The sequence below is a fragment of the Streptomyces sp. HUAS 15-9 genome, assembly GCF_025642155.1.
GTDB lineage: Bacteria > Actinomycetota > Actinomycetes > Streptomycetales > Streptomycetaceae > Streptomyces.
Genome location: NZ_CP106798.1, coordinates 6,858,729 through 6,872,625 on the forward strand (window position 1 = coordinate 6,858,729; position 13,897 = coordinate 6,872,625).

Annotated in this window: 11 protein-coding genes; 5 read left to right on the top strand and 6 right to left on the bottom strand. The window is 70.7% G+C overall.

All coding sequences use genetic code 11. From position 1 onward, the window contains the following. Window positions 1-13 precede the first annotated feature (13 nt). The 3 genes from dxs to N8I87_RS31315 all read left to right on the top strand — a co-directional run bounded on the left by dxs (window position 14) and on the right by N8I87_RS31315 (window position 5,176). Window positions 14-1,942, top strand: a complete 1,929-nt coding sequence (dxs, locus tag N8I87_RS31305; RefSeq protein ID WP_263213737.1) for a 1-deoxy-D-xylulose-5-phosphate synthase — start codon at window positions 14-16, stop codon at window positions 1,940-1,942. Between the two features lie 155 nt (window positions 1,943-2,097). Beyond that, window positions 2,098-3,624 carry an amino acid permease gene (locus tag N8I87_RS31310; RefSeq protein ID WP_263213739.1) on the top strand — a complete coding sequence of 509 codons (1,527 nt, stop codon included), beginning with the start codon at window positions 2,098-2,100 and terminating at the stop codon, window positions 3,622-3,624. Window positions 3,625-3,718: 94 nt separating this feature from the next. After that, window positions 3,719-5,176 (top strand): ArnT family glycosyltransferase, encoded by a 1,458-nt coding sequence (locus N8I87_RS31315; protein WP_263213740.1) that lies wholly within the window; start codon window positions 3,719-3,721, stop codon window positions 5,174-5,176. Here the strand turns inward: N8I87_RS31315 and N8I87_RS31320 are convergent. Continuing rightward, window positions 5,173-5,553, bottom strand: a complete 381-nt coding sequence (locus N8I87_RS31320) for a PIN domain-containing protein (RefSeq protein ID WP_263213742.1) — start codon at window positions 5,551-5,553, stop codon at window positions 5,173-5,175. The two genes, N8I87_RS31315 and N8I87_RS31320, sit on opposite strands and share 4 nt — an antisense overlap. Window positions 5,554-5,673: 120 nt before the next feature. Here N8I87_RS31320 and N8I87_RS31325 point away from each other — a divergent pair, with 120 nt between their 5' ends. Then, window positions 5,674-6,690 (top strand): PLL family lectin, encoded by a 1,017-nt coding sequence (locus tag N8I87_RS31325; protein ID WP_263213744.1) that lies wholly within the window; start codon window positions 5,674-5,676, stop codon window positions 6,688-6,690. An 18-nt stretch (window positions 6,691-6,708) separates the two neighbouring features. Then, window positions 6,709-7,092 carry a hypothetical protein gene (locus N8I87_RS31330; RefSeq protein ID WP_263213745.1) on the top strand — a complete coding sequence of 128 codons (384 nt, stop codon included), beginning with the start codon at window positions 6,709-6,711 and terminating at the stop codon, window positions 7,090-7,092. Between the two features lie 67 nt (window positions 7,093-7,159). Here N8I87_RS31330 and N8I87_RS31335 read toward each other — a convergent pair whose 3' ends face one another. From N8I87_RS31335 to N8I87_RS31355, 5 genes are all read right to left on the bottom strand, one after another. Beyond that, the gene (locus N8I87_RS31335; protein WP_263213747.1) at window positions 7,160-9,289 is read right to left on the bottom strand and encodes a 3-hydroxyacyl-CoA dehydrogenase NAD-binding domain-containing protein; all 2,130 of its coding nucleotides are present in this window, start codon (window positions 9,287-9,289) and stop codon (window positions 7,160-7,162) included. Continuing rightward, window positions 9,286-10,503, bottom strand: coding sequence for a thiolase family protein (locus tag N8I87_RS31340; RefSeq protein WP_263213749.1), 1,218 nt, complete (start codon window positions 10,501-10,503; stop codon window positions 9,286-9,288). The genes N8I87_RS31335 and N8I87_RS31340 overlap by 4 nt, the downstream gene beginning before the upstream one ends. Before the next feature lie 292 nt (window positions 10,504-10,795). Continuing rightward, window positions 10,796-12,085: a ribonuclease D gene (locus tag N8I87_RS31345; RefSeq protein ID WP_263213750.1), complete on the bottom strand. Its 1,290-nt coding sequence runs from the start codon at window positions 12,083-12,085 to the stop codon at window positions 10,796-10,798. Window positions 12,086-12,256: 171 nt separating this feature from the next. Next, window positions 12,257-12,919 carry a response regulator transcription factor gene (locus tag N8I87_RS31350; protein ID WP_263213751.1) on the bottom strand — a complete coding sequence of 221 codons (663 nt, stop codon included), beginning with the start codon at window positions 12,917-12,919 and terminating at the stop codon, window positions 12,257-12,259. 265 nt (window positions 12,920-13,184) lie between these two features. Beyond that, a complete protein-coding gene (locus N8I87_RS31355) occupies window positions 13,185-13,865 on the bottom strand; it encodes a DUF3000 domain-containing protein (RefSeq protein ID WP_263213752.1) in 681 nt (226 codons plus the stop codon). Between the last annotated feature and the right edge of the window lie 32 nt (window positions 13,866-13,897).

Sequence of the window (13,897 nt, forward strand, 5' to 3'; positions counted from 1 at the left end):
CAAGGAGGCACGGGTGCCGCTGCTGACCCGCATCAGGGGACCGCGCGATCTGGACCGGCTCAGCCTGGAGGAGCTGGACCAGCTGGCAGAGGAGATCCGGACCTTCCTCGTCGACGCCGTCTCCAAGACAGGCGGACATCTCGGACCCAACCTGGGCGTGGTCGAGCTCACCATCGCCCTGCACCGTGTCTTCGAGTCCCCGAAGGACAAGGTGCTGTGGGACACGGGCCACCAGTCCTACGTGCACAAGCTGCTCACGGGCCGGCAGGACTTCTCCAAGCTGAAGATGAAGGGCGGCCTGTCCGGTTACCCCTCGCAGGCCGAGTCCGAGCACGACGTCATCGAGAACTCGCACGCCTCGACGGTCCTCGGCTGGGCTGACGGTCTGGCAAAAGCCAACCAGCTGCGCAAAAAGGACGACCATGTCGTCGCCGTCATCGGTGACGGCGCCCTCACCGGCGGCATGGCCTGGGAGGCGCTCAACAACATCGCCGACGCCAAGGACCGCCCGCTGGTCATCGTCGTCAACGACAACGAGCGGTCGTACGCGCCGACGATCGGCGGCCTCGCCAACCACCTCGCGACCTTGCGCACCACCGACGGTTACGAGCGCTTCCTGGCCCGCACCAAGGAGGTCCTGGAACGCACCCCGGTCGTCGGCAAGCCGCTCTACGAGACCCTGCACGGCGCCAAGAAGGGCCTGAAGGACTTCATCACCCCGCAGGGCATGTTCGAGGACCTGGGCCTGAAGTACGTCGGCCCGATCGACGGCCACGACATCGAGGCCCTGGAGTCGGCGCTGGCCCGCGCCAAGCGCTTCGGCGGTCCCGTCATCGTGCACTGCCTCACCGAGAAGGGCCGCGGCTACCAGCCCGCCCTCCAGGACGAGGCCGACCGCTTCCACGCCGTCGGCAAGATCCACCCCGACACGGGCCTGCCCATCGCCAGCTCCGGGGCCGACTGGACCTCCGTCTTCGGCGACGAGATGGTGAAGCTGGGTCATGAGCGCGAGGACATCGTCGCCATCACCGCCGCGATGCTCCAGCCGGTCGGACTCGACCGGTTCGCCAAGGCCTTCCCCGAGCGGGTGTACGACGTCGGCATCGCCGAGCAGCACGGCGCCGTCTCCGCCGCGGGCCTCGCGACGGGCGGGGTGCACCCCGTCTTCGCCGTGTACGCCACCTTCCTCAACCGCGCCTTCGACCAGGTGCTGATGGACGTGGCCCTGCACAAGTGCGGTGTGACCTTCGTGCTGGACCGGGCGGGCATCACCGGCACCGACGGCGCCTCCCACAACGGCATGTGGGACATGTCGATCCTTCAGGTCGTACCGGGGCTCAGGCTGGCCGCGCCGCGCGACGCCGACCAGGTGCGCGCGCAGCTGCGCGAGGCCGTCGAGGTGAAGGACGCGCCGACCGTCGTGCGCTTCTCGAAGGGCGCGGTCGGTCCCGCCGTACCGGCCGTGGGACACGTCGGCGGCATGGACGTGCTGCGCGAGCCGGGCACCGGCACCCCGGACGTGCTGCTGGTCTCCGTGGGCGCCCTCGCCCCGATGTGCCTGGAGATCGCCGGCCTGCTGGACCAGCAGGGCATCACCACCACCGTCGTCGACCCGCGCTGGGTCAAGCCCGTCGACGAGGCCATGGCCCCGCTCGCCGAGCGGCACCGCGTGGTCGTCACCGTCGAGGACAACTCCCGGGTCGGCGGCGTCGGCTCGGCGGTCGCCCAGGCCCTGCGGGACGCCGGCGTCGACGTCCCGCTGCGTGACTTCGGCATCCCGCCGCGCTTCCTCGACCACGCCTCGCGCGCCGAGGTCATGGCCGAGATCGGACTGACCGCCCCCGACATCGCCCGCCAGGTCACCGGCCTGGTCTCCAAGCTGGACGGCCGCTTCGACCGCCCGACAAGCGAGATCGACTCGGTGGAGCCCGCGCGCGACTAGCAACAGGGAACTCGGGGGAGGCGTCCTTCCAGGCCGGTTTTGCCACTGTCAAGAGTGGTGAAACCGGCCCATTTGCGTGAATCGGCATGCTTCGGGGCATACGTACCACGCCCCCTCTCGATCATGTCGGGGACGACAAGCGTGGGAGGTACCCCGTGAGCAGTTCCCTCTTCCGGACGAAAAAGGTGGAGCAGTCCATCCTCGACACCGAGGAGCCAGAGCACGCGCTCAAGAAATCCTTGTCCGCGCTGGATCTGACCGTCTTCGGCGTCGGTGTCATCATCGGCACCGGCATCTTCGTCCTGACCGGCAAGGTCGCCAAGGAGAACGCGGGCCCCGCGGTCTCCCTGGCCTTCGTCGCGGCCGGCGTCGTCTGCGCACTCGCCGCGCTCTGCTACGCGGAGTTCGCCTCCACGGTCCCGGTGGCCGGATCCGCGTACACCTTCTCGTACGCCTCCCTCGGCGAACTGCCCGCCTGGATCATCGGCTGGGACCTCGTCCTGGAGTTCGCGCTCGGCACGGCGGTGGTCGCCGTCGGCTGGTCCGGCTACATGCGCTCGCTCCTGGACAACGCGGGCTGGCACCTGCCCGACTACCTCGGCGGCCGGGACGGGGCCCACGGCTTCGGCTTCGACATCCTCGCCGCCGCGCTGGTCCTGGTGCTCACCGCCATCCTCGTGATCGGCATGAAACTGTCCGCGCGGGTCACCGAGGTGGTCGTCGCCATCAAGGTGACGGTCGTCCTGATCGTGATCATCGCCGGTGCCTTCTTCATCACCAGCTCCAACTACAAGCCGTTCATCCCCAAGGCCCAGCCGGTGGAGGCCGGGGGCACTCTCAAAGCGCCGCTCATCCAGCTGATGGCCGGCTGGGCGCCGTCCAACTTCGGTGTGATGGGCATCTTCACCGCCGCCTCCGTCGTCTTCTTCGCCTTCATCGGCTTCGACGTCGTGGCCACCGCCGCCGAGGAGACCAAGAACCCGCAGCGGGACATGCCGCGCGGCATCCTCGGCTCCCTGTTCATCTGCACGGCGCTGTACGTCGCGGTGTCCATCGTCGTCACGGGCATGCAGCACTACACCGCTCTCTCCGTGGACGCCCCGCTCGCCGACGCCTTCAAGGCCCTCGGTCACCCCTGGTACGCGGGCGCGATCAGCTTCGGCGCGGTCATCGGCCTGACCACGGTCTGCATGATCCTGCTGCTCGGTCAGACCCGGGTGTTCTTCGCGATGAGCCGCGACGGGCTGCTGCCCCGCTTCTTCTCCATCGTCCACCCCCGGTTCCGGACCCCGCACCGGCCGACCATCCTGCTCGGCGTGCTCATCGCGGTCATCGCCGGTTTCACCAGTCTGAGTGAACTCGCCGAGCTGGTGAACATCGGCACGCTGTTCGCCTTCGTGGTCGTCGCGCTCGGCGTGATCATCCTCCGCCGCACCCGCCCGGACCTGCACCGCGCCTTCCGCACCCCGTGGGTGCCCTTCATCCCGGTCCTGTCCGTCGCCGCCACGCTCTGGCTGATGCTGAACCTGCCCGCCGAGACCTGGCTCCGGTTCGCCATCTGGATGGTGATCGGCTTCGTCGTGTACTTCGCGTACGGCCGCTCGCACAGCCGCCTGGGACGTCACGAGGAGACCACGGTCGGCGAGGCGTTCAAGCACAAGCGGGGCGACGCATCGGAATAGGAGAACATGAACGCACAGTAGTCAAACCGCTTGCCGCCCCGGCCCCGTATGTCCCGCTTCGGTGGAGACCGCGGGGCCGGATAGCGTGCTCCCCATGTCCGCCGCGCAGCCCGCCCCTCCACGTTCCGTAATCGCACGGAAGGCGTACTGGACGCGGCTGCTGCCGCTGCTGGCGGCCCTGGCCTGTGTGACCCGTGTGCCGTCCTTCGCGCGGCCGCTGTGGAACCCCGACGAGGGCTTTCTCGCCGTGCAGGCCCGGATGCTGGCACACGGCGGACAGCTGTACGAGACGGTGGTGGACCGCAAGCCGCCGCTCGTGCCGTGGCTGTACCAGGCCGCGTTCGCGCTGGGCGGTTCCGGATCGCTCACCCCGGTGCGGATCCTCGCCGTGCTCGCACAACTGCTCACCGCCGTCCTGCTGGCCTCGCTCGCCCGGCGCCGGTGGGGCGACACCGCGGGCCGGACGGCCGGAGGGCTGTATCTGCTGGTCTCCGTGGGGCTCAACCCCGAGGACGCGCAGGCCGCCACGTTCGAGGTGTTCATGCTGCCCTGCACGGCCGCCGCGATGTGGTGCGCGGACCGCCGCCGCTGGGGCGCGGCCGGGGCGGCCGCCGCCTGCGCCCTGCTCACCAAGCAGACCGGCGGGGCGGTGCTGGTGCCGGTGCTGTGGCTCGCGTACCGGCACGGCGCGCCGCGCGGCGGGGTGCTGCGGCTGGTCGCCGGGGTGACCCTGCCGGTGCTCGGCGCGGCCCTGGTCACCGATCCGGCCGGCTTCGTCTTCTGGACGGTCACCGGATCGGGGGCGTACGCCTCCTTCACCGGCTCCGAACTCCATGCCCTGGTCCGGGCGCTGACCAACACGGTGATCCTGGCCGTGGCCTGCGCGGGCCTGATCCCGCCGGTGGTACGGGCCCTGCGGCTGGCCCGCACGGGCGCGGTCGACCTGTGGCTGTGGCTCGCCTCGTCGGCCCCGGCCGTCCTCCTCGGCTTCCACTTCTTCGGCCACTACTACCTGCAACTCATCCCGCCGCTCGCCCTGCTGGCGACGGCCGCGCTGCAGATCCTGCCCCGGCAGCGGCTGACGGCGGCGGTCCTCACCTCGGCCTGCTGCTGCGTCCTCTTCCTGGCCTGGGGCCTGCTGGCGCCCCGCCCCGAACTCACCCACGCCCAGCGCCTCGCCTCCGCCGTGGCCCACCGCACGGCGCTGACCGACCGGGTCCTCGTATGGGGGATACACCCGGAGACGTACTGGCTGTCCGAGCGCACCCCCGCCAGCCGCTATCTCACCGCGGGGCTCCTCACCAACTTCAGCGGCGGCCGGGGCGGCCCCGAGGTCGGCGAGAAGTACGCCGTTCAGGGCACCTGGCCCGTCTTCCGCGAGGAGATGACCACCCACGCACCGGCCCTGGTGGTCGACGACTCCAGAGGCAAGCCGTACGCCCCGGAACGCGTCCCGGGCCTGCGCCGGCTCCTCGCGGCACGGTACGAACCGGTGGGGGAGGTGGACGGGGCGGTGCTGTACGCCCGGGTGGCGCGGGACCAGGGGGACTAGGGCGTACCGCCGAGCACCGCCCGGGGGCCCGTCACCTCCGCGTCCAACTCCATCACCCTGCGCCGCAGTTCGCGGTCGGCGGTGATGACCAGGGTGGGGCGGCCGTGGTTCTCCTCGACCAGTTCGACGATACGGTCGTCGCCGCTGCCCCGCGCCGACTCCACCCGCAGTCCGGGCGCGGACTCCACACCGCGCGCCGCGCCCTCGACGACGAGCACGATCTCCACGGGGTTCGGATGACCGGGCAGCCCCTCCGACGCCAGCCGGTCCCGCAGCCGCTCGGCGGCCCCCTTCCGGTCCCGCCACCATCCGTCGGGCACCGACCCGACCACGTTCGCGGCATCGACGATCACGAGCAGCGGCGCATCCTCGTCCATACGCCAAGCGTCCCACGGCGACGCGCCCCGAACACCCACAGAACACCCGCGCGGCCGCCGACGCGGCAACCGGCAAGGGGCGGGCCCCGGTCGGCGGCTCGTGCGGCATAGAGTGATGCGGTGAACGGCGACTGGCTCATACGCGGCCGTGACGGCCGGCTCAGTGTCTACCTGCGGTCGGGCGAAGCCGTCCTGTGCCGGGCGGAGCGCGGTTCCGGTGGTCCCTGGAGTGTTCCGCGGAAGGTCGGCGGTGACCAGCGGCTGCATCCCGTGCTCGCCGTCGGTCAGGGTGCCGACGGCTACGCCCATCTGGTCTCCTGGCGGCCCACGGTGGCCGGTGAGTCGGGCGTGGTGCACTCCACCCACTTCCGGCCGCATCTCGCCGCCCTGGACTGGGCTCCGGTCGGACACCCCGACAAGAAGGGCGACCGCACCGGCACCCCGGCGGTCGCCGTGGACGCACAGGGCCGGGCCCATGTCTTCGTACGCAACGGGGGCGGCTCGGTGAGCCTGCTGGCCCAGAAGGAGAAGGGCGGCTGGGGCCCCTGGCGCGATCTGAAGGGCCGGGACGTCCAGGAGGAACTCGCGGCGGTGACGGGGGAGTCCGGCCGGGTCGAGCTCTACGCGGCCGTCCCCGGCGCCGTACTGCACTGGCGTCAGGAGGAACCGGGCACCGAGCCGGTCCTTCAGGAGGCGCTGGAGGCCCCGGCCCGCCCGGGCACCCTGCACGCCCTGGCCACCTCGCCCGACAGCACCACCCTCTTCTACACCGACGACTCGGGCGACATCTGCGCCTGGCGCCCCGGCGGCAAGCCCGTAGCCCTGCTCCCCGCGGCCGGTGACGGCCCGGTCGCGGCGGTCCGCTGCGAACTGGACGGTCACGACTGCACCCTCCTCGCCCAGCGTTCGTCGAGCGGCCGCGTGGCCTTCGCCGCGTATCCGACCCAGGACGAGACGGCGGGTGCCTGGTGGACCGAGTCGGGTCCCCAGCTCCCCGCGGACGCCGTGGTGGCCCTCGCGCTGGACGAGAACGACCGCGTGGTCGCGGCAACGTTGTCCCCGTCGAGCGGCCGACTCCTGGTCACCCGCCGCAAGGACGAGCCGGGACTGGCGCTGGAGGCGTGGCGGGAGGTCTGAGTGCGCGAGGATGACCGCGTGGACACCGAGACACTCATCGACACATGGCGCCGTCTGCTCGCCGGATCCGGAAAATCGTGGGTGCTCTTCGAGCACGGCACCTGCGTGGTGCTGGAGGATCCCGAGGGGCAACTCGACGAGCGGGCCACCGAAATCCTGCGGGAGTTCGGCCCCGTGCACGTGGCCGGGCCCGCGGGCGACTTCCGCGTACTCGAGCTCAAGAACGACGAGGGCTGGCTGGTGACGGGTCATCACCCGGACGTGGTCACCTTCGTCGGGCTCGACGAGCCCTCCGACCCCTCGCACCTGGCCGTCGGGATCCACGGCCGGTCCAAGCGCGACCAGGACGGCAGGGAACTGCACGTCGTCCATGTCGAGAACGCCCGTCCCCCCGCCTCCTGAGACGCCGATGCCCGGCACACCACTGGGGTGCGCCGGGCATCGTCCGTACGGAACGCCGCGGAACCGGTTACGCCGGGACGCTCGCCACGCCCGGAGCCAGGAACTTCTTGCCGTTCACCCGCTCCGAGACGCCCTCACGGTCCAGGTACGGCGTGATGCCGCCCAGGTGGAAGGGCCAGCCGGCGCCGGTGATCAGGCACAGGTCGATGTCCTGGGCCTCGGCCACGACACCCTCGTCGAGCATCAGACCGATCTCCTGGGCCACCGCGTCGAGGACGCGGTCCCGGACCTGCTCCTCGGTCAGGACGACATCGCCCTGCTTGAGCAGCGCCGCGACCTCGGGGTCCAGCTCCGGCTTGCCGCTGTCGTAGACGTAGAAGCCGCGCTTGCCCGCCTTGACGACGGCCGCGAGGTTCGGGGAGACCTTGAAGCGGTCCGGGAAGGCCCGGTTGAGGGTCTCCGAGACGTGCAGACCGATCGCGGGGCCGACCAGCTCCAGCAGCACCAGCGGGGACATCGGCAGGCCGAGCGGCTCGATGGCCTTCTCGGCGACCTCGACCGGGGTGCCCTCGTCGATGACGTTCTGGATCTCACCCATGAAGCGGGTCAGGATGCGGTTCACCACGAACGCCGGGGCGTCCTTGGTGAGGACCGCGGTCTTCTTCAGCTTCTTGGCGACCGCGAAGGCGGTGGCCAGCGAGGCGTCGTCGGTCTTCTCGCCCCGGACGATCTCCAGGAGCGGGAGGACGGCGACCGGGTTGAAGAAGTGGAAGCCCACGACCCGCTCGGGGTTCTTGAGCTTCGACGCCATCTCCGTCACCGACAGGGAGGAGGTGTTGGTCGCGAGGATCGCGTGCGCCGGGGCGACCGCCTCGACCTCCGCGAACACCGTCTGCTTGACGCCGATCTCCTCGAAGACGGCCTCGATGATGAAGTCGGCGTCCGCGAAGCCCTCGGCCTTGTCCAGGACACCGGTCACCAGCGCCTTGAGGCGGTTGGCCTTGTCCTGGTTGATACGGCCCTTGCCGAGCAGCTTCTCGATCTCGGCGTGGACATAGCCCACACCCTTGTCGACGCGCTCCTGGTCGATGTCCGTGAGGACGACCGGGACCTCCAGGCGGCGCAGGAAGAGCAGCGCGAGCTGGCTGGCCATCAGGCCCGCGCCGACCACGCCGACCTTGGTGACCGGGCGCGCCAGGTTCTTGTCCGGGGCACCGGCCGGGCGCTTGCCGCGCTTCTGCACCAGGTTGAACGCGTAGATGCCGGAGCGCAGTTCGCCGCCCATGATCAGGTCGGCGAGCGCCTTGTCCTCGGCGTCGTAACCCTGCTGCAGGTCGCCGTTCTTGGCGGCCGCGATGATGTCGAGGGCACGGTAGGCGGCCGGGGCCGCGCCGTGCACCTTGGAGTCCGCGATGAAGCGGCCCTTGGCGACGGCCTGGTCCCAGCCCTCGCCGCGGTCGATCACCGGGCGCTCGACCTCGATGTCGCCCTTGAGGACGTTCGCGGTCCAGATCAGCGACTGCTCCAGGAAGTCGGCGCCCTCGAAGATGGCGTCGGCGATGCCCAGGTCGAAGACCTGCTGGCCCTTGAGCTGCTTGTTCTGGTTGAGGCTGTTCTCGATGATCACCGAGACGGCCTTGTCGGCGCCGATCAGGTTCGGCAGGATCGTGCAGCCGCCCCAGCCCGGGACCAGACCCAGGAAGACCTCGGGGAGCGAGAACGCCGGGATCGCCTTGGAGACGGTCCGGTAGGCGCAGTGCAGACCGACCTCGACGCCACCGCCCATGGCGGCACCGTTGTAGTACGCGAAGGTCGGGACCGCGATGCCCGCGAGACGCTTGAAGACCTCGTGGCCGCCCTTGCCGATGGCCAGCGCGTCCTCGTGCTTCTTCAGCAGCTCGACGCCCTTGAGGTCGGCGCCGACCGCGAAGATGAACGGCTTGCCGGTGATGCCGACACCGACGATGTCGCCGGCCGCGGCCTCCGCCTCGACCTGGTCGATGGCAGTGTTGAGGTTCGCCAGCGACGCCGGACCGAAGGTGGTCGGCTTGGTGTGGTCGAAGCCGTTGTCGAGCGTGATGAGCGCGAAGCGCCCGGCGCCGAACGGCAGGTCGAGGTGGCGTACGTGCGCGGACGTCACGACCTCGTCGGGGAACAGCTCGGCCGCACCCTTCAGAAGCTCAGCGGTGGTGCTCACTTGTCCCCCTCGAAGTGCGGGTTCTCCCAGATGACCGTCGCGCCCATGCCGAAGCCGACGCACATGGTGTTCAGGCCGTAGCGGACGTGCGGCTGCTCCTCGAACTGGCGGGCCAGCTGCGTCATCAGACGGACACCGGAGGAGGCCAGCGGGTGGCCGTAGGCGATGGCGCCGCCGTACTGGTTGACGCGCGCGTCGTCGTCGGCGATGCCGTAGTGCTCCAGGAAGGCCAGGACCTGGACGGCGAAGGCCTCGTTGATCTCGAAGAGACCGATGTCGGAGATGGACAGCCCCGCCTGGGCGAGGGCCTTCTCCGTGGCCGGGATCGGGCCGTAGCCCATGACCTCGGGCTCCACGCCGGCGAAGGCGTAGGAGACCAGGCGCATCTTGACCGGCAGGTTGTTCTCGCGGGCGAAGTCCTCGCTCGCGATGATCGAGGCGGTGGCGCCGTCGTTCAGACCGGCCGCGTTACCGGCGGTGACCCGGCCGTGGACGCGGAACGGGGTCTTGAGGCCCTGCAGGTTCTCCAGTGTCGTACCCGGGCGCATCGGCTCGTCGGCCGTGACCAGGCCCCAACCGGTCTCGCCGGCCTCGGGGTTGGTGCGGCGCACCGAGATCGGCACAAGGTCCTGCTGGATCTTGCCGTCGGCGTACGCCTTGGCGGCCTTCTCCTGCGAGCGCACGGCGTACTCGTCGGCGCGCTGCTTGGTGATGGTCGGGTAGCGGTCGTGCAGGTTCTCGGCGGTCATGCCCATGAACAGGGCGGACTCGTCGACCAGCTTCTCGCTGACGAAGCGCGGGTTCGGGTCCACGCCCTCGCCCATCGGGTGGCGGCCCATGTGCTCGACGCCACCGGCGATGACGGCGTCGTAGGCGCCGAACGCGATCGAACCGGCGGTGGTCGTCACGGCGGTCAGGGCGCCGGCGCACATACGGTCGATCGAGTAGCCCGGGACGGACTGGGGGAGACCGGCGAGGATGCCGGCCGTGCGGCCGAGGGTCAGGCCCTGGTCACCGATCTGCGTGGTCGCGGCGATGGCGACCTCGTCGATCTTCTTCGGGTCGAGGCCGGGGTTGCGGCGCAGCAGCTCCCGGATCGCCTTCACGACGAGGTCGTCGGCGCGGGTCTCGTGGTAGATGCCCTTCGGGCCCGCCTTGCCGAACGGGGTGCGGACGCCGTCGACGAAGACGACATCCCTGACGGTACGAGGCACGATGGCTCTCCTCCAGGGTGCGGGATGGCACTGCTGCGACGCGCAAGAGCTGAGCGCGCGCTCAGGGCCCATGCTACTTGTGGGTAACGTAGCTGCACACCCCTGACGCGGGGAGCGGCGAACGTCACATCGGCGAGGATGCGACCATCAGGAGGACGCGACCGTCACCAGGAAGCGCGTGGGCAGAGCCGCCTTCGACGAGGCGGCCCTGCCCGCGCGCTTCCTCGTGCGGGGCGTCCAGGATCTTGGCGTGATCTCGATGCCGGCGGTGCGTCACGAACCGCTGCGGCGGCTACGCGTCCTTCACCGACAGTGCGTCGACGAGCGCCGGCGTCACCTGCGCCACCTGCCACGGCCGCGCACCGTACCCGGACAGCGCACCGCTCACGGTGTCGATGTCCACAGACTTCGGCGGCTCCCAGCAGAGCCGCCGCACGGTGTCCGGGGCGATGAGATTCTCCTGGGGCATGGTGAGCCGCTCGGCCAGCGCCGACACCGCGGCGCGCGCGGCGGAGAGCCGAGCCGCGGCGGCCGGGTCCTTGTCGGCCCAGGCCCGGGGCGGCGGCGGTCCGGCGACGGGCTGCCCCGGCTGCGGCAGCTGCGCCTCCGTGAGGGCCTTGGCCCGGTCCACCGCGGCCTGCCACTGCTCGAGCTGGCGCCGGCCCATCCGGTGCCCGAACCCGTTCAGCCCGGAGAGCGCGTGCACATTGACCGGAAGGGAGAGCGCCGCCTCGACGATCGCGGCGTCACTGAGCACCTTCCCGGGCGAGACGTCCCGCCGCTGGGCGATGCGGTCCCGTGTCTCCCACAGCTCCCGCACCACGGCGAGCTGCCGCCGGCGCCGCACCTTGTGCATCCCGGACGTACGACGCCAGGGATCCTTGCGCGGCTCGGCGGGCGGGGCGCTCGCGATCGCGTCGAACTCCTGGCGGGCCCACTCCAGCTTGCCCTGCCGGTCCAGCTCCTTCTCCAGGGAGTTGCGCAGATCGACGAGCAGCTCGACGTCCAGGGCCGCGTACCGCAGCCATGGCTCGGGCAGCGGCCGGGTCGACCAGTCGACGGCGGAGTGCCCCTTCTCGAGTACGAATCCGAGCACGCCCTCGACCATCGCGCCCAGGCCGACCCGGGGGAACCCGGCGAGCCGGCCGGCCAGCTCGGTGTCGAACAGGCGGCTGGGCACCATGCCTATCTCGCGCAGGCAGGGCAGGTCCTGGGTGGCGGCGTGCAGCACCCACTCCACACCGGACAGGACCTCGCCGAGACCCGACAGGTCGGGACAGGCGACTGGATCGATCAGCGCGGTGCCGGCCCCCTCGCGGCGTAGCTGCACCAGATAGGCGCGCTGGCCGTAGCGGTAGCCGGAGGCGCGCTCGGCGTCCACGGCCACGGGGCCGGAGCCGGCGGCGAAGGCGGCGATCACCTCGGCCAGCGAAGCCTCGTCGGCGATCACCGGCGGAATGCCCTCACGCGGTTCGAGCAAAGGGATCGGCGCCCCCGCCGCTGACGATCCGCCGTCGTCCGGAGGGGTCCCTCCGGTGGTGCGCAGTGGCATGTCGGCTGCGGTGTCTTGGGCGTCGGTCACCTGTCAAGGGTATCTGTGTGTGGACAGCGCCCGTCGACGGAACGTTCCGTCGACGGGCGTCAGGGGGTCGTAAACCAGTCAGGTCGGTGAAACATCTCGTTCACGTGAGTGAACGAACACGGTAGGTGGGTACGGGGCCTCCGGCGGGCTCGGCGTGCGGTTTCGGCCGGTTCAGTGGATGATCCCGGTGCGCAGGGCCACCGCGACCATTCCGGCCCGGTCGCCGGTGCCGAGCTTGCGGGCGATGCGGGCGAGGTGGCTCTTGACGGTCAGTGCGGACAGGCCCATCGAGACACCGATCGCCTTGTTCGACTGGCCCTCCGCCACCAGCCGCAGCACCTCGACCTCGCGGCCGGACAGCTCGCGGTAACCACCCGGGTGGCTCGGGGAACCCGGGGGGCGGCGGTGCATACGGGCGGCGGTGGCGCCGATGGGGGAGGTGCCCGGTCTGGTGGGAAGCCCGATGTTGGTCCGGGTCCCGGTGACGACATAGCCCTTGACCCCGCCGGCCAGGGCGTTGCGCACGGCGCCGATGTCGTCGGCGGCGGACAGTGCCAGCCCGTTCGGCCAGCCTGCTGCACGGGTCTCGGAGAGGAGGGTCAGGCCGGAACCATCGGGAAGGTGGACGTCGGCGACACAGATGTCGCGGGGGTTGCCGATGCGGGGACGAGCCTCCGCGATGGACGAGGCCTCGATGACATCACGCACACCGAGCGCCCACAGATGACGGGTGACGGTGGAGCGGACGCGCGGGTCGGCCACGACCACCATGGCGGTCGGCTTGTTCGGGCGGTAGGCGACCAGGCTTGCGGGCTGCTCAAGAAGAACGGACACCAGGCCTCCTGGAGTGCGGGACGGGGCCGGCTCTGGGGATGAAGCCGGGACGAACCGTGCTTTCAAGGTCACAGCTGTCTTCGGCATCAAACCCGTCCGCCTTTAGAGAATGATCACGATCTAGTGAGTAACAATCCGTGCAATTCGGACACGCGATCGATCACCCGAAGATCGAGTCGGCTCGAGTCGTGGCGATTACGGGACTGAATGTGGCCGTATCGACAAAGAGATGGTCAACGAGATGATGATCAACGAAAGTCGGCGGTCAACGGGACTGCGGTCCCCGGCGGCGCTGCGGCAGGGTCACCACCGAGGCGTCGCCCGGGGCGGCCGGCGGCAGACCCGCGACCTGGGCCAGCAGATCGCACCAGGAGGCCAGATGCGCCGCGCTGTCCGGGACCCCGCCCAGTCCCTCACGGGGTGTCCAGGAGGCACGGATCTCGATCTGGGAGGCGGCCGGGCGCTCGGACAGCCCGCCGAAGTAGTGCGAGCTCGCGCGCGTGACCGTGCCGCTCGGCTCGCCGTACGACAGCCCGCGCGCCTGGAGCGCCCCGGTCAGCCACGACCAGCACACCTCGGGCAGCAGCGGGTCCGCCGCCATCTCCGGCTCCAGCTCGGCGCGCACCAGCGTCACCAGCCGGAAGGTGCCGTGCCAGGCCTCGTGCCCGTCCGGGTCGTGCAGCATGACCAGTCGGCCGTCGGCGAGTTCCTGGTCGCCGTCCACCACCGCCGCCTCCAGGGCGTACGCGAACGGGGCGAGCCGCTGCGGAGCCGGTGTCGGCTCCACTTCGACCTGCGGCCGCAGCCGCGCGCTCCTGATCGCCTCGACCGCGGCCCGGAAGGCCGGCGGAGCCGCCTTGTCCTTGTGCCGCTCCGCCTCCCCCGTCTCCTTCGCGTCGTCCATTTCGCCAGCGCCGTCCGACAGTCGTCCCTGAGCCGCAGCCATGCGGGGAAGATTAAGGGGAACGGGGCCTTCGC

Coding starts and splice junctions, on each gene's coding strand:
- N8I87_RS31320 (WP_263213742.1), bottom strand. CDS start 5,553: ATGGACGAGGATGCGCCGCTGCTCGTGATCGTCGATGCCGCGAACGTG.
- N8I87_RS31355 (WP_263213752.1), bottom strand. CDS start 13,865: ATGGCTGCGGCTCAGGGACGACTGTCGGACGGCGCTGGCGAAATGGAC.
- N8I87_RS31315 (WP_263213740.1), top strand. CDS start 3,719: ATGTCCGCCGCGCAGCCCGCCCCTCCACGTTCCGTAATCGCACGGAAG.